This window comes from Betaproteobacteria bacterium, from assembly GCA_016720855.1.
Taxonomy (GTDB): Bacteria; Pseudomonadota; Gammaproteobacteria; order Burkholderiales; family Usitatibacteraceae; genus FEB-7.
The window spans coordinates 1,083,727-1,098,934 of sequence record JADKJU010000002.1 but is presented as its reverse complement, the minus strand read 5'-3'; the positions used below and the strand labels follow the sequence as shown (position 1 = coordinate 1,098,934).

Below are 15,208 nucleotides of genomic sequence, written 5' to 3'. Positions count from 1 at the left end.
GATTCCCTTTTGATGGCTCGCGCGCGAGCCGAATTACATCGACTCGATTCTCCAGATCCCGTCTTCCCCGCGCATCAGGTAGACCGGGAACACGGAGGTGCTTCCATGCGCGTCGCGGGAGAGGATCAACTCTGCCCGGGAATGGGAGAACGAAATACTCTTGACGCTTCCCAGTTGGTTGGCGATCGACGGCAAGTCAGTGCCGAGCTTATCGAAGACATCCTGGTAGGTCGCCTTGGCGTGCCCGAAGAAGAGATTGAGCGCCGTGGCGTTGGTTCCGGCCTTGAGCCGGTTCACCATGTCCGAGAAGGCGCCCTTCACCAGGTCGTACTTGTCCGCCGGGTCCACGATGTGCGTCTGCTTCGTGGTCGTGTAGATCACAGTGCCGGAGGCATCCTTGAACGTGATCCTCGGCCTCACCGTCCCGGCCGTGCTGTAAGTCGCCTGCACCCCCGCCGGCGGAATACCGGTTGTGGTGAGATCCACCGTCCCATTGCCGTCCACGTCGAACTCGATGGAGGTGACCGGGGTCGATCCCCCCGTCACGCTGAAGGTCACCGTGTGCGGCGCAATCCCGTCGGGCTCGTCCACGCTCACCGAGAAGGCGCGGCAGCGCCACTGCTCGCAACCGTGATCACCTGGCTCGCCGTGTTCCCGTCCTGCGTGGTCACCGTGAGCGTGATCGTATTGGCCCCGGCACTCAAGGGCACCTCGTTCAGGGCAAACTCCCCCCCCGTGCCCACGGTCGCGAGCATCCCGTTCACCGTCACCCCGGAGTTGGCAGGAGCGGTGATGGTGCCGTTCACCAGCATCGTCTTCTCGTTCACCGTCGAGCCGTCCAGGCCCGGCGCGGCCGCGATGGCAAGTGCCGGCGGAGGCGGGGGACCGGCGGCCACCGTCAAGCTCACCGGGGCGGAGGTGGCCGTGGCCGCTCGGCTGTCCGTCGCCTTGGCGGTGATCGCGTAGGTGCCGGCCGCCACGTTGGTCCAGGTGAAGGCGAAGGGTGCGGCATTCGCGGATCCCACGAGTGTCGCACCATCGAAGAACTCCACCTTCGCGATCGTCGCCGTCCCCGCGGCCGTGGCGGTGGCGGCGAGCGCGATGGTGGCGGGCGAGGTGAAGGTGGCGCCGTCCGCAGGCGTGGTGATCGAAACCACGGGCGGCTGCGGCGCACTCACCGTCACCGAGACAGGAGCGGAGAGCGTGAGGCCCCCCGCGCTGTCGGTTGCGAGCGCCATGAGCGAGTAGGCCCCCGGCTGCGTGTTCGTCCACGGGGCCGTGTACGGGCTGGCATTCGCCACCGCCACCACGTTCGCCCCCGCGTAGAAGCTCACGCTCGAAATCGTCTTGCCGGAGGCGGGGGTGGCCGTGGCCGTCATCGAGATCGTCTCCGGCGAGATGAAGCTCGCCCCGACGAGCGGTGCGGTGATCGCCACACCCGTGGGCGGCGTGGAACCCGAGGCGTTCACCACGAAGCGCGCCGAGGCGAGCGTCGTGGTATGGCCCTGGTTGTCCTGCGTGGTGGCGAGCTGGGCGGTTCCGGCGCTCACGGTGCCGCTATCGTGGCCGCGCGGTTCGGCACCCTCCCCTCAAGGCCCGACCGCGAATTGCTGAATGGGCACCGGATTCGCGTTGTTTCCGACCAAGGCCGGCATCGTCGAAAGTACCGGCGTGGGGAGCGACTGGCTCAATCCGTCTCCCTGGTTGTGACAAACCACCATTCCATCGCTCTTGACCCCCCGAACGCTTAGTGAGTCGGTGACAAGGAACTCCTGCGCATTTTGGCCCGGTATGTTGATGAGCCGCTCCTGCGTTAGCCGCCAGAGGACGTTGACGGGCAACTTGGGCTCGCAGGGCGTGCCGCTCTGGTCAATGGCGGCATACTGGTGGGGATCCAGCAGCATCGCGAAGCGGCTGAAGGTGCCGGGCTGCGCGAGGTCGAGCAGCGCATTGACCACGGTGGTGCCCGGATTGCCCCACCTGAGGGGGAAAGAAATGGGGAAGGGCTGAAGGCACGTGTCCTTGAGTTGGCCGTTGACGATGCAACCGGGCATCGCTTGCTCCACTTTCGAAAGCAGCGAAGGATCCCCGATCACATGGCTACGAGTGTAGAGGCCCATCTCGATCTTGATGTAGTCCGTCGCGTTCATGTAGGTGAAGTAGGTCGGCTCCGACACGTCCACCGTCTCGACGACGACCGCATCGGCCTCCGACCCCAACGACCCGCGGAACACGACTTGTAGCGCGATTGATGCCGCGTTGATCGGGATCGGCGTCGGGAAATTGAACGCCTTCGCAACCGCCTTGCCCGGGCAATCTCCCAACACAGTGCGGTCGCAGGCCGGAAGGTTCAGTACGTTCTGGGACTCCGACACCACGATCTCCTCCGGTTGCGAGGCGACACAGCGGTTGTAGTACTGGACGACCGTCTCGCCGGTGGCGCTGTCGTACTCGCCCGAGAGGTTGGTCGTGTAGCAGGTGTTCCGTCGGAATTTCGCGACGGCAACGAGCATGCCGGCACCCAGCGTCTGTGCGACCGGTTCTACCGGGCCCTGAGGAGCCGGCGGAAAGATCGGAGGAGTGGCGTTCGCCACCTTCAGGTTGACCTTCGCGAAGCCGCAGGTGTTCTCGCAGTTCGAGGCAGCGCTTCCGTGATCGATCACGGCATAGACGCCCTCGACAGGTGGGGCGACGTACATCTGCCCACGAAAGAAGTAGTCGACAAGGCCGGCCGAGTAGCCGACAGCCCTGGGTACCAGCAGGTCCGCATGCTCGTTGTAGTTGACATAGTTGAGCGTGTACTGGCTCGGACCCGCATTTCGTTCGATCAGAAACTGGTCGAACATCCCGGTGGTCGCGAGCTTGACATCGATCGCCGTGGCATTGATCACCTTGTCCTGAACAGCACCGGTGCGAAACGTCACGCTCCCGGTCACCGCCTTGCCAAGCCGGTCCGTCAAGCCGCTCGTCACCGTCCTGAAGCCCAGGCCGCTGCCTGTCGGGCTAGGATCGGGATATTGAGCGGCCGCGGCGCTATTGACGTTCGTGCCAAATGAATAGAAGCCACGATTGCTGTAATTCGCGAGCCCCTGTCCTTCCGCATTGGTTCCCTTCGAAAAATAGTCGGCATAGTTCGTAAATCGCGGCGGGGGGTAGTTCGCATAGGCAAGCTGAGGCGAACTGATGTTGACTTGCAGGCTTGAGAGAACAACGCCACCCAGACCCTCTTCAAGAGAGAAAGTCGGTTCAGAGATTGTCCGTGCAGCAAGATAGTTCTCGAAAAAGCTCGCATGGCCGCCGTAGCAACCGACGCCGGGCGCGCAAAGCCGCCCCGAGTGAGCGTCGTTCCTCGTGTGCTGCGGCTGCGCCATGTCCTGGAGCAGGTGAACGACGTCGCCCAGGGCCCGGAACGTCGTAGCCCAGTAGGCCTTGCGAATGGCCTCCTTCGTCGCGGGAAGGGTGTCCCAGCCGCTCGGGACAACGGCGTCCGTCCATGAGCCGGTTTTCAGCGTAAGGGCACGCCACATCGCTTCGCGGGCATCGGCGATCTTGAACTGGTTGGCGCGGCCACTGCCGATAACCGGTTGGACGCGAGCCGCATCCGATAGCGCCCATTCAACCGCTCTGGGTTGAGTCCCGAGCAGCGGTACCGTCAATCCGCGATTGAGGACGGGATCGAAGAAGTGTCCGAACACGCGGTCGAACACGCCGCCCGGATCGTCGCCATCAGGGGTTTCGAGTGTGTTGTCGTCTTCGCGAATCGCGCCGCGCATGAACCAACCCGAGGCGGAAAAGTCGTCGGCAACTTGTAGCCCCGTTCGCGAATCTCGAATGCGGCCCATTACTCTGGCCTCGATAGCTATTCCCGCCGCCGGGGATGGCACACTACCTTGATACACGTAGTTCTTTCCGAGACTCCTATCCAACTGACCCGAGCTGAACGGAAGATCCACAATGCCCAGACGTTTGAGTATCGTGCTTGCATTCGGATCTCGCGTAATCTGCGAGGCGGCAGCTGCTTCGGACGTCATCGCTGCGTGCGTCGCCAAATCGAACGCATTGGCAATTGTGAGTGAAGACAACGCAAATGCGGCCATCCATGATCTCGCCACGCCAGAGTAGAAACGACGACCAATCCGCTTCGTCATGTTCACTTGCCCCTCTTTCTCGATGGAAGCGACTGTAGGTCTTCAATCATGCTTTCTATCGCCCTAGTTCCCTGAATTCCGGCGCCCAAGCGCTTTGCCTCAGCAAGCCTTATCGTTATGAATTCGATCGCCGCCTCGACGTCTTCGCGCCAATCGGCTCCCGTGCAATAGACATCGCCATGACCGTGCTGCCACGATGGCTTCTGGGGATCCTGCTTCTTCAGCGGCAGGTCGCGGCCCGTGTAGGCCTCCTTTGTCTGCTTGCGCCAGGCCTCCGGTTCCGCCAGCACGGCCCACAGGCTGAAGTAGCCAGGCTTGATCGCCATGGCCATCCCAGGATTCAGGCCATCGAGTTTCTCAACCGGGAAATGAAACGTGCCGTCCTTGCCGGTGTACATTCCCTTGGCGCGCTTGCACCGCTTTGTCAAAGCAGCCGGTCCGACGATGCCCTCGTAGTAAAGCGCCACCACATACGCCCCCTCGATCGGCTCCTTGGTCGCATCGTCGTACACGCGCCCCGTCATCTCGAAGTCCGACTTGCCGAAGGAAAGTGGGTTGCCCCCCGCTGCGAGCGTGCTCCCCGACATTCCGCACACGATCATCGCCGCGGCCACCACGAAGGTCTTCACCTGTCTCGTTTCCATGTCGCTCTCCGTTCGCCTCACAACGATTCGATCCGCCAGATGCCGTCCTCGCCGCGCATCAGGTAGATCATGAATATCTGCTTTGTGCCGTTCACCATTCGGGACATGATCACCTCGGCCGAGCTCTTCGAGAAGTTGATGCTCTCCACTGTCCCGAGTTGATTGGCTACCGTCGGAAGGTCCGCGCCCAGCCTCGTGAACACGTCCTCGTAGGTAGACCGGGCATGTCCGAAGAAGAGATTGAGCGCCGTGGCGTTGGTTCCCGCCTTGAGCCGGTTCACCATGTCCGAGAAGGCGCCCTTCACCAGGTCGTACTTGTCCGCCGGGTCCACGATGTGCACCTGCTTCGTGGTCGTGTAGATCACAGTGCCGGAGGCATCCTTGAACGTGATCCTCGGCCTCACCGTCCCGGCCGTGCTGTAAGTCGCCTGCACCCCCGCCGGCGGAATACCGGTTGTGGTGAGATCCACCGTCCCATTGCCGTCCACGTCGAACTCGATGGAGGTGACCGGGGTCGATCCCCCCGTCACGCTGAAGGTCACCGTGTGCGGCGCAATCCCGTCGGGCTCGTCCACGCTCACCGAGAAGGGCGCGGCAGCGCCACTGCTCGCAACCGTGATCACCTGGCTCGCCGTGTTCCCGTCCTGCGTGGTCACCGTGAGCGTGATCGTATTGGCCCCGGCACTCAAGGGCACCTCGTTCAGGGCAAACTCCCCTGCCGTGCCCACGGTCGCGAGCATCCCGTTCACCGTCACCCCGGAGTTGGCAGGAGCGGTGATGGTGCCGTTCACCAGCATCGTCTTCTCGTTCACCGTCGAGCCGTCCAGGCCCGGCGCGGCCGCAATGGCAAGTGCCGGCGGGGGCGGTGGACCGGCGGCCACGGTCAAGTTCACCGGGGCGGAGGTGGCCGTCGCCGCCCGGCTGTCGGTCGCCTTGGCGGTGATCGCGTAGGTGCCCGCCGCCACGTTGGTCCAGGTGAAGGTGAAGGGTGCACCCGTCGCGGATCCCACGAGTGTGGCGCCATTGAAGAACTCCACCTTCGCGATCGTCGCCGTCCCCGCGGCCGTGGCATTGGCGGCGAGGGCAATCGTGGCGGGCGAGGTGAAGGTGGCGCCGTCCGCAGGCGTGGTGATGGCAACCACGGGCGGCTGCGGCGCACTCACCGTCACCGAGACAGGAGCGGAGAGCGTGAGGCCCCCCGCGCTGTCGGTTGCGAGCGCCATGAGCGAGTAGGCCCCCGGCTGCGTGTTCGTCCACGGGGCCGTGTACGGGCTGGCATTCGCCACCGCCACCACGTTCGCCCCGCGTAGAAGCTCACGCTCGAAATCGTCTTGCCGGAGGCGGGCGAGGCGGTGGCCGTCATCGAAACGGTCTCGGGCGAAATGAAGCTCGCCCCGGGAAACGGTGAGGTGATCGCCACGCCCGTGGGCGGGGTGGCACTCGAGCCATTCACGACGAAGCGCACTGCCGGCGTGGTCGTGATGTGGCCCTGGTTGTCCTGCGTGGTGGCGAAGATCGTGTAGACGCCCGGGGCCAGGGCCGGCAGGTTCCAGACCTGGTAGGCCGTGGGGCTGGCGACGTTCCAATAGAAGTAACTGCCGCCGAGGTAGATCGTCACCCGCGTAAGTGTGTTGCCGGGCGCGGCGTTCGCGTTCACGGTGACGGTGCCGCTTGCGGATTCCGGTCCATGCCGGGCCAGCGTTCCGGAGCATGCCGGGCCACCATTCCGGAGCATGCCGGGCCAGCGTTCCGGTCCATGCCGGCCGGGGTGATGCGGGTAACCAGGGCTACCGTGGGCTCCTTTCCCATCTGGAAGGAGTCCGGCGGTGGCGCAACCGAGGTTACCCATGCGGAAGATCCGAGAGGTTCTGCGTCTCAAGTTTGAAGTCCGTCTGAGCGACCGCGAGATTGCCGCGGCCGTCGGGAGCGCCCGTTCGACGGTGCAGGAGTGCCTGCGCCGCGCGCACGCGGCGGGCGTGGGCTGGCCGCTGCCGGCCGGGCTTGACGAGGCGGGCCTTCAGGCGCGGCTCTACCAGCGCGAGGTGCCGCTGTCTCGCACCCCGCAGCCGGACTTCGCGTTTCTGCATGCGTCAAGCGCCCCGGGGTGACGCGGCAATTGCTCTGGCAGGAGTACAAGGCGAGGCTCCCCGATGGCTGGCAGTACAGCGTCTTCTGCGACCAGTACCGGCGCTGGCTCGCCAACCAGGATCTGGTCCTGCGCCAGAACCACGTTCCCGGCGACAAGCTCTTCCTCGATTACGCCGGGCAGACGATGCCGGTCGTGGATCGCACGAGCGGGGAGCTGCGCGCGGCCCAGATCTTCGTGGCCGTCCTGGGCGCGAGCAGCTACACCTATGCGGAAGCGACCTGGACGCAGGCGTTGCCCGATTGGCTGGGCTCCCAGGTGCGCACTCTGGAATTCCTCGGCGGCGTTCCTCGTGCCCTCGTGCCCGACAACCTGAAGAGCGCCGTCCACAAGGCGCACCGCTACGAGCCGGACTTGAATCCCGCCTACCAGGACTTCGCCGAGCACTACGCGGTGGCGATTCTGCCGGCGCGGGTGCGAAAGCCCCGCGACAAGGCCAAGGTCGAGGCGGGCGTGCTGGTGGTCGAGCGCTGGATCCTTGCCCGTCTTCGTAACCGGACGTTCTTCTCGCTTGGCGAACTCAATGCCGCGATCGCGCTCCTCGTGGCCGATCTCAACGCTCGCCCCTTCAAGAAGCGCGAAGGGTGCCGCGCGAGCCTGTTTGCCGACATCGAGCGTGCGGCGCTGCGCCCGCTTCCGCACAGGCCTTACGAATTCGCCACCTGGAAGAAGGCCAAGGTGCACCTGGACTATCACGTCGAGGTCGAGCGCGCCTACTACTCCGTGCCTTACAAGCTGGTCGGACGCACGGTCGAGGTACGCCTGAGCGCGCGTGTGATTGAGATCTTCCATCGCCAGCACCTGGTCGCCACGCACCTGCGTGCGCCCTCGCGCGGGCAGTTCGTGACCCTCGCCGATCATCGTCCCGAGCGGCACAGCGCCGTCATCGACCTCACCCACGAGCGCTTGATGCAGCGCGCCTTGGCCATCGGACCGGCCACCGCCGAGGTGCTCACCGAGCAACTGCACCGCAGGCGCCATCCCGAGGAGTGCCTGCGCTCGAGCCTGGGGATCCTTCGCCTTGCGCGCGACTTCAGCCCCGAGGCGCTCGAGGGGCCGCCACGCGGGCGGTTGCGATCCGCAGCTTCAGCTACCGCTCGCTTCGAACGCTCATCAACACGCCCGCGCCCGCCCCGCCCGCCCAGGCCGCGCTCCCCTGGAGCACGACAACGTGCGCGGCGAGAAGTACTTCCAGTAGGCCCGTCACCCACCCCAGAGGACATCGATGCTGACCCAACCGCTCGTCGAGCAACTCCAGCAACTGCGCCTGCGCGGCATGGCCGCCGCCCTTGAGCAGCAACTGTGCACCCCGGATCGTTCGCAACTTACCTTCGAGGAGCGCCTCGGGCTCATGATCCAGCACGAGATCACCGAGCGCGGTTCGGCTCGCCTGGCACAGCGCCTGCGCTGGGCTCGCTTGCCGCAGGGCGCCGTCATCGAGGACATGGACACGAGCGCCCTTCGCGGCCTCGACCCCGGCGCCATGGTCCGGGTGCGCGACCTGGCCTGGATCGCCGAACACTTGAACGTGCTCATCACCGGGCCCACCGGCGTCGGAAAGAGCTTCCTGGGCTGCGCGCTCGCCCACTCGGCCTGCCGTGCGGACTTCTCGGTGCGCTTCTTCCGCCTGCCGCGGCTCGTCGATGAACTCGCCCGCTATCACGCGCTGCAAAACCGCTCCGCCTTCCTCAAGCTCCTGGCCAAGGTCGACCTCCTGGTCCTCGACGACTTCGGCCTCACCCCGCTCGCCGAGCAGACCAAGCGCGACCTCCTGGAAATCTTCGACGACCGCTATGACCGCCGCTCCACCATCGTCACCAGCCAACTGCCCGTCGAACAGTGGCACACGCACCTGGCCGACCCCACCCTTGCCGACGCAATCCTCGACCGGCTCGTTCACAACAGCTATCGCCTCGCCCTCAAGGGCGACTCGATGCGAAAGCAGAAGACCACCAACCCGAAACCACCAACACGCACCAAGGCACATTGACGCCTCCCATCAACTCAGCGACAGTGCGCTACCCGCATCACGCCACGGCCCGGCATCGACCGGAACGATGGCCCGGCTTCCGCCGGAACGCCGGCCCGACTTCACCGGAATCCGCACCGCTCGTCCAGGTGTTTCCGGAATTGGTGACGAAGGAGGCGCCGTCGGCAATTCCCGACATGCCGAGCGTGGGCGGCGTGAGCGGATCGGTGAGGCTCAGCACGACGGCCTCCGAGGCGCTCGGGTTGTTGTGCGCGTCGCCCGCGTACGAGGCGGTGAGCGAGTGCGCGCCGCCCGCGAGCGTGGATGTGACGAGCTGCGCGGTGGTGCCGCTGACCGCGGCCGTGCCGAGCGTCGCGGCGCCATCGCGGAAGGTGACGGTGCCCGTGGGGGCGTTGCCCGCGATCCACGCGCTGCCGGCCGGGTTCACCGCTACCGCCAGGCCGCGAGTCCCGGCGGCGGAGCAACTGACTGCGCTCGGATGACCGGGCACCGCAACGTAGCGACGATCGCCTAGAACGCCAGCGTGGTGACCGGGACCAGCGTCGGGGTCGCAAAGGTCCCGCCGCCGGCAGCAGCGGCGTCCAGTGGCGGGCTCGGCGTGTTCGCGCAATCGGCACCGAGGAAGCGATACCCGAATCCATAGACGAAGGTGTTCGCATCCCGGATCTTCGTGAGGAGGCTGCTCATCGTGTTCGGCGTGCCCGTGTCGTAGTCGATCGAGTTCGCCGCCGTGCTCAGGGGCCGTTCGGCATAGAACTCGTAGTTCTGGATGTCGTAGTCGAACGATTTCTGGTCGTCCGTGAGGACCGCCAGCCGGTAGAACGAGCCCGGCGCGATATTGGTCACGGTGGCGAGCGGCCCGTTGGCGGAGAGCGGGTACGTGAAGGGCCCCTTGAACGTCACGCTCGAGCGCGAGAATGTCTGCGGAGCGAGACTTGCGGGATTGTTGCCATCGGCGACGATCGTGGCCGCCACCGTCGCCAGAACCGATCCGTCCGCGTTGAGCTTGAACCAAGCACCCTTGTAGCAGGCCACTGAGTCCGTGAGGTTGAAGATCGACAGGTGGGTCGGCTCCGGGGTGTTCTTCGTGGTCACCGCCACCGCGTCGGCTTCGCTCCCCAGCGGCCCGCGATAGACCACTTGCAGGTACAGGTCCGTCACGTTGAGGGGGATGGCTTCGGAAAACGTGAAGTGGAACTCCTGAGGGGCGGCGCCGGCCACGAGGGTAGCCGACGTCACGGGCGAACCGTCCGGCAGCGTGACGGCCGAAGACACGACGATGTCCTCCACGTCGCCGCGACATGCGGGGAAGGACTGGTTCGGCGCCCCGCAATCCCCGCTCAGGTCCGTGGAATAGGTCGTCTTCGCTCGCCGGAACTTCGCCACCGCCACGAGCCGCCCGCCAGTCATGTCCTGGGCCGAACCCTGCCCGGTGCCGATCGCCGGCGTCGTGTTGGCGAGCTTCAACTTCACCTTCGTAAAGCCGCTCGAAGACATCGTGGGCGTGAACTGCGATTGGTCCATGACGGCGTACACGCCGTCGTCCGGCAGGCTGATCTGCATCGTGCCGCGGAAGAAATAGTCGAGGAATCCCGCGCTGTATGCGACTGCCCTCGGAATGAGCAAGCTCGCCCGGTCGTCGTAGTTTCGCTTGGACAGAGTGTACTGCCGCCGAACAGTTGGCGTCATTCCTACAAGTCCGACAAACACGCCCTCGGTCGACATCGACACGGGATCCAAGGAGTTCGTCAGGTCATCCGGCACGCTGCCCATTAGATACGTAGCCGATGTCCCGAAGTAACCCGAATCCGCCCTAATCCTGCCGTAGCTCGAGGCCGAGGGTGAAGGAAGCGGGTAGGTCGAATTGCCGATGTTGGAGTCGATCGTAAAGAAGCCGCGGTTGGAGTAGTCGGCCAAGCCTGCATAGCGCGCATCCGAATTCGGTCCCAGCCGAGTGCTCCAGTAATCGCTATAGCGCTTGAATCGGGGAATGGGATAGCCACTGTCGTAAGCGAGAACAGGCGGCGTCCCCTTTGTTGCGATCAACTGAAAGCCATCGATCTTGTATTCGGGAAGCTGCCTGGCACGAGCATCGATGTATTTTTCGTACCCACTATCCATGAATCCGTGGCTCTCGTTTCGAGTGTGCTGAGGTTGCCCCATATCCTGAATGGCATGCACGGCATCCCCCAGCGCTCGAAACGTCGTGGCCCAATAGAAGCGACGGAGCTCTTCGAAGGCAAACGTGTAGGACCCGACCTGCCTTGCCAGTGCATTTCCCGCCTTGTCGGTCAAGGTAAGTGCACGCCATCGCCTCACGGGCATCGACAACGGTGTAGTGATTGCGCCGCAATGTCCACTCAGCCGGCATCGAAGCGAATGGTTCCAGGCTCCCAAGGGTCCACTGGGCGGAATCGAATACAGGGCTTTCCCAGAAGCAGAAATTGGAAAGCGCGCGACCATACTGCGTTCTCTGAACGACCGGATCAAGGAAATGATTGCAGAATCGATTTATCAACGGCGGGAAGGGATCGTCCACAGGAATCCCAACCAAACGACGGACATTGTCCGCGCCGTCGTCTTCACGAATCGCCCCTCGCATGAGCCAGCCATTAATGCTAAGTAGCTCTCCTCGAAGCTGTAGTTCACGGAGGGTCTTGACCTCGTAATCGGTTTGCGCAATGGCAAACACCTGGCCGTCCCCGAAGTTGAAGTGAAATGAGCCGCTGTCAGAAGTAAAAGGTTGATCGGGTTGTTGAACTATCCAAGGAAGAATGCCTAGGTCTCGCTTGAGTAGGCTCCCGGACGCACTCAAGCTCGTCTTCGCCAGCCCAGCATTGGTAAGCGCTGCATGTGTCGAAACTTCATAACCCTGCGAGGCCATGGAAGTGACCTGCCTGGGTTTTTCGGACCGATCATAACTTGAGAGAATGGCTCCTGCTCTGCCAAGAGGAGCCCATGAAGAAAAGCCGATTTACAGAAGAACAGATGGTCGCGATGTTGCGCGAGGCCGACCGGACTACGATTGCCGACGTATCGCGCAAGTACAAGGTCAGCGACCAGACGTTGTACAGCTGGCGCAAGCGTTTCGGACAGCTCCAGCCTGCGGACGTCAAACGGCTGCGCGCCCTGGAGGCCGAGAACGCCAAGTTGAAACGCATGCTCGCCGAGCGGGAAATGGCGATCGATACCCTGAAGGAAATCAACCGGCGAAAGTGGTAAGCCCGCAGGCGCGTCGTGAGCAGGTTGTGTTGGCCGTGCAGCGCGGCCACTCGACCAGACGTGCGTGCGGGCTGATTGGCGTGGCGCGATCGATGATGGGATACCAGTCGATTCGAGCCGAAAGAGACGTGCCGGCGATTTCGGCCATGCGCAGGCTCTCGGCGCAGTATCCGCGCTATGGCTATCGGCGCATCCGGATCTTTCTGGGACGCGAGGGCCACGGGATGGGGCCAGAACGAGCTCATCGCCTCTGGAAGTCGGCAGGACTGCAACTGCCGCGGCGCCGGCCGCGACGCCGCATTGCGACGAGCCGCCCGCGTCCCTTGCCGCCCTAGCCCCGAACCATGTCTGGGCCTATGACTTCGTGTTCGACGCCTGCGCCAACGGCCAGCAGATCAAGTGCCTGACGGTAGTCGATGAATTTACCCGGGAATGCCTCGCGATCGACGTAGCCGGGAGCATCCGCTCGAATCGAGTGATCGAGGTGCTCTCGCGCCTGGTGAGTCTGCACGGAGCGCCGACGGCCTTGCGTTCCGACAACGGCCCCGAATTCGTCAGCCGCGCCATTCTCGAGTGGCTGACGCGCTCCGGCATCCATACGGCCCACATTGATCCCGGAAAGCCTTGGCAAAACGGCACCGACGAGAGTTTCAACGGGAAATTCCGGGACGAGTGCCTGAGCCTCGAGTGGTTCCGAAGCCGCGAGGAGGCCCCGCGTCGTGATCGAGCAGTGGCGCCGACACTTCAACCATGTGCGTCCGCATTCGAGTCACGACTACCTCACGCCCGTTGAATTCAAGCTACGCTACGATTCCACAACCGCGGGGGCCATTTCCAAGTTATGAATGGCCCGGAAATCCCCATGCAGGTCAGAAGCGGTCATCAGCATAAATAGGCATAACCTGCCCTTGGTAATCTCAATCATTGCCACCTCCAAGATTCTCGAGGCGCGATCTGGCGTTCAGCCGTCGATATGCCTCCCTTTCACCAAGTTCAATTTCCTCGATATCAAAGAGCCTGCTGGATGCGACCCGTCGCTCGTCACGCGTACTGGCAAGGCGAAGCATTTCCTTGTGCAGTGCCAACAAGTACGGCAGAAATTGTCGATTGTCGACGCCGCATCCAAGTACGTAGCTGCTCGGCAGGGATTTGAATTGCTCCGACTTTGTTCCTTTGGCGGGCTCCAGAACGATCTTCAGTTCGCCGAAGTCACTCTTGTCCGAGATCGTATAACTTGGCGCGAGAACCCAGACCGAACGGTTCCTATCCCACAGAATCGGATTCCAGTTGCCGGAGAAGGTCGACAGGCTGAATCGGCCACGCTCGTCGGTGACCGTCGCCTCGGCGCGGTAGCAGCGCGTGAACGGCTGAACGGCTATCGACACTGAGCCGGTCCATGAGGCCACGACATGGACGCCCGCCATCGGCTTGCCGGTCGAGCCGTCGATGACGGTGCCCTGCGCCGCGTAGACGCTGTACAAGCCGAAAAGGATGGCTAGCCCCCCTACCCACGCCATGTGCCTGAGCCTGATCTTCATGTGTTCTCCCTACATGCTCTCGACGCGCCAGATACCATCGGCGCCTCGAATGACGTGAATGATGAAGGCCGTTGGGCCATCGGCCGTGGTTCGAACAACAACCAGCTCGGCATGGTTGCCCGTAATCGAACCGCCCCTGAGCTGCCCGAGCTGTCCTGCGACGCTCGCCAGATTCGACCCGATCTGTGTGAAGAAGTCCTGATAGTCCGTTTGCCTGTCCTCGACAAAGAGCCCGCTTGCCGATGTCCCGTTTCCGGCTGACAGTCGACCGACGATGTCCGTGTAGACGCCCTTGAGAATGTTGTACTTCGCGATGGGATCCACGATGTGCACCTGCTTGGTCGTGGTATAGATCACGCTGCCCGAGGCATCCTTGAAAGTGACCCTCGGCCGCACCGTCCCCGCACTCGAGTACGTTGCCTCCACCCCCGCCGGCGGAATGCCCTGCGTGGTGATGTCCACCGTCCCGTTGCCGTCCACGTCGAACTCGATGGACGTGATCGGTGTAGCGCCCCCGGTGATCGTGAACGTCACCGTGTGCGGCGCAATTCCGTCGGGCTCGTCGATCGAGACGGTGAATGGTGCCGCCGCTCCGCTGCTCGTAACCGTGATCGCCTGGCTCGCGGTGTCGCCATCCTGCGTGGTCACCACGAGGGTGATCGTGTTGGCTCCGGCGCTCAACGGCACGTCGTTCACCGAGAACTGGTTGTCGGTGCCCACTGTTGCCAAGATTCCGTTCACCGTCACCCCGGAGTTGGCAGGAGCGGTGATGGTGCCGTTCACCAGCATCGTCTTCTCGTTCACCGTCGAGCCGTCCAGGCCCGGCGCGGCCGCAATGGCAAGTGCCGGCGGGGGCGGTGGACCGGCGGCCACGGTCAAGTTCACCGGGGCGGAGGTGGCCGTCGCCGCCCGGCTGTCGGTCGCCTTGGCGGTGATCGCGTAGGTGCCCGCCGCCACGTTGGTCCAGGTGAAGACGAAGGGGGCACCCGTCGCGGATCCCACGAGTGTGGCGCCATTGAAGAACTCCACCTTCGCGATCGTCGCCGTCCCCGCGGCCGTGGCATTGGCGGCGAGCGCGATGGTGGCGGGCGAGGTGAAGGTGGCGCCGTCCGCAGGCGTGGTGATGGCAACCACGGGCGGCTGCGGCGCACTCACCGTCACCGAGACAGGAGCGGAGAGCGTGAGGCCCCCCGCGCTGTCGGTGGCGAGCGCCATGAGCGAGTAGGCCCCCGGCTGCGTGTTCGTCCATGGGGCCGTGTACGGGCTGGCATTCGCCACCGCCACCACGTTCGCCCCCGCGTAGAAATTCACGGACGCAGCAGTCGTGCAGCCTAGTTCCCGAACGTGAACCCGGAAACCGGTACCGGAACCAGTTCGCCCCCCGACAGCACGGTCATCTTTGTCTTGCGATCATCGAGAGCGGTGGGATCCGAGAAGTCCCCGTTGAGAACACACTCCACCATCTCCCAGCTCCTGACTCCGCGCACGGGGACCGGCAGCTTTATCACCGTCTTCCTCTC

13 protein-coding genes and 2 pseudogenes are annotated in these 15,208 nt (G+C 63.9%); 4 read left to right on the top strand and 11 right to left on the bottom strand.

Annotation, left to right across the window (positions count from 1 at the left end; all coding sequences use genetic code 11):
• Positions 1-33: 33 nt before the first annotated feature.
• The 6 genes from IPP91_12615 to IPP91_12590 are packed head-to-tail and all read right to left on the bottom strand — an operon-like array spanning position 34 to position 6,449.
• The gene (locus tag IPP91_12615; GenBank protein ID MBL0142910.1) at positions 34-591 is read right to left on the bottom strand and encodes a hypothetical protein; all 558 of its coding nucleotides are present in this window, start codon (positions 589-591) and stop codon (positions 34-36) included.
• A gap of 2 nt (positions 592-593) precedes the next feature.
• Positions 594-1,550, bottom strand: coding sequence for a hypothetical protein (locus IPP91_12610; protein ID MBL0142909.1), 957 nt, complete (start codon positions 1,548-1,550; stop codon positions 594-596).
• Between the two features lie 39 nt (positions 1,551-1,589).
• Positions 1,590-4,154 carry a hypothetical protein gene (locus tag IPP91_12605; protein MBL0142908.1) on the bottom strand — a complete coding sequence of 855 codons (2,565 nt, stop codon included), beginning with the start codon at positions 4,152-4,154 and terminating at the stop codon, positions 1,590-1,592.
• Positions 4,151-4,792: a hypothetical protein gene (locus IPP91_12600; GenBank protein ID MBL0142907.1), complete on the bottom strand. Its 642-nt coding sequence runs from the start codon at positions 4,790-4,792 to the stop codon at positions 4,151-4,153. The genes IPP91_12605 and IPP91_12600 overlap by 4 nt, the downstream gene beginning before the upstream one ends.
• 17 nt (positions 4,793-4,809) lie before the next feature.
• On the bottom strand, positions 4,810-6,015 hold the full coding sequence (locus IPP91_12595; GenBank protein ID MBL0142906.1) for a hypothetical protein: 1,206 nt from the start codon (positions 6,013-6,015) through the stop codon (positions 4,810-4,812).
• Entirely contained in the window at positions 5,958-6,449 is a 492-nt protein-coding gene (locus IPP91_12590; GenBank protein MBL0142905.1) for a hypothetical protein, read from the bottom strand. The genes IPP91_12595 and IPP91_12590 overlap by 58 nt, the downstream gene beginning before the upstream one ends.
• Before the next feature lie 190 nt (positions 6,450-6,639).
• Between IPP91_12590 and IPP91_12585 the strand changes: the two are divergent.
• Together IPP91_12585 and IPP91_12580 are read left to right on the top strand one after the other, a co-directional pair.
• Positions 6,640-8,136, top strand: a pseudogene (locus IPP91_12585) (IS21 family transposase).
• Positions 8,137-8,163: 27 nt separating this feature from the next.
• Positions 8,164-8,928: an ATP-binding protein gene (locus tag IPP91_12580; protein MBL0142904.1), complete on the top strand. Its 765-nt coding sequence runs from the start codon at positions 8,164-8,166 to the stop codon at positions 8,926-8,928.
• Between the two features lie 37 nt (positions 8,929-8,965).
• Here the strand turns inward: IPP91_12580 and IPP91_12575 are convergent, their stop codons facing one another.
• A complete protein-coding gene (locus IPP91_12575; GenBank protein ID MBL0142903.1) occupies positions 8,966-9,355 on the bottom strand; it encodes an Ig-like domain repeat protein in 390 nt (129 codons plus the stop codon).
• An 83-nt stretch (positions 9,356-9,438) separates the two neighbouring features.
• A complete protein-coding gene (locus tag IPP91_12570; protein ID MBL0142902.1) occupies positions 9,439-10,617 on the bottom strand; it encodes a hypothetical protein in 1,179 nt (392 codons plus the stop codon).
• 595 nt (positions 10,618-11,212) lie between these two features.
• Between IPP91_12570 and IPP91_12565 the strand changes: the two genes are divergently transcribed.
• Both IPP91_12565 and IPP91_12560 read left to right on the top strand, forming a co-directional pair.
• The gene (locus IPP91_12565; protein ID MBL0142901.1) at positions 11,213-11,554 is read left to right on the top strand and encodes a hypothetical protein; all 342 of its coding nucleotides are present in this window, start codon (positions 11,213-11,215) and stop codon (positions 11,552-11,554) included.
• A 332-nt stretch (positions 11,555-11,886) separates the two neighbouring features.
• A pseudogene (locus tag IPP91_12560) lies at positions 11,887-12,995 on the top strand (IS3 family transposase).
• Positions 12,996-13,067: 72 nt separating this feature from the next.
• Here the strand turns inward: IPP91_12560 and IPP91_12555 are convergent.
• Genes IPP91_12555 through IPP91_12545 form a run of 3 tightly spaced genes read right to left on the bottom strand, consistent with a single transcriptional unit; the run spans position 13,068 to position 15,196 of the window.
• Positions 13,068-13,688 (bottom strand): carboxypeptidase regulatory-like domain-containing protein, encoded by a 621-nt coding sequence (locus tag IPP91_12555; GenBank protein MBL0142900.1) that lies wholly within the window; start codon positions 13,686-13,688, stop codon positions 13,068-13,070.
• 9 nt (positions 13,689-13,697) lie between these two features.
• Positions 13,698-14,999 carry a hypothetical protein gene (locus tag IPP91_12550; protein ID MBL0142899.1) on the bottom strand — a complete coding sequence of 434 codons (1,302 nt, stop codon included), beginning with the start codon at positions 14,997-14,999 and terminating at the stop codon, positions 13,698-13,700.
• Positions 15,000-15,019: 20 nt separating this feature from the next.
• Complete coding sequence (locus IPP91_12545; GenBank protein MBL0142898.1) at positions 15,020-15,196, bottom strand: hypothetical protein; 177 nt, start codon at positions 15,194-15,196, stop codon at positions 15,020-15,022.
• Positions 15,197-15,208: the final 12 nt, after the last annotated feature.

Bases quoted from the DNA above. Each gene is read 5' to 3' on its own strand.
- IPP91_12600 (MBL0142907.1), bottom strand. From the start codon at position 4,792: ATGGAAACGAGACAGGTGAAGACCTTCGTGGTGGCCGCGGCGATGATC.
- IPP91_12595 (MBL0142906.1), bottom strand. From the start codon at position 6,015: ATGGCGCTCGCAACCGACAGCGCGGGGGGCCTCACGCTCTCCGCTCCT.
- IPP91_12580 (MBL0142904.1), top strand. From the start codon at position 8,164: ATGCTGACCCAACCGCTCGTCGAGCAACTCCAGCAACTGCGCCTGCGC.
- IPP91_12570 (MBL0142902.1), bottom strand. From the start codon at position 10,617: ATGACGCCAACTGTTCGGCGGCAGTACACTCTGTCCAAGCGAAACTAC.
- IPP91_12555 (MBL0142900.1), bottom strand. From the start codon at position 13,688: ATGAAGATCAGGCTCAGGCACATGGCGTGGGTAGGGGGGCTAGCCATC.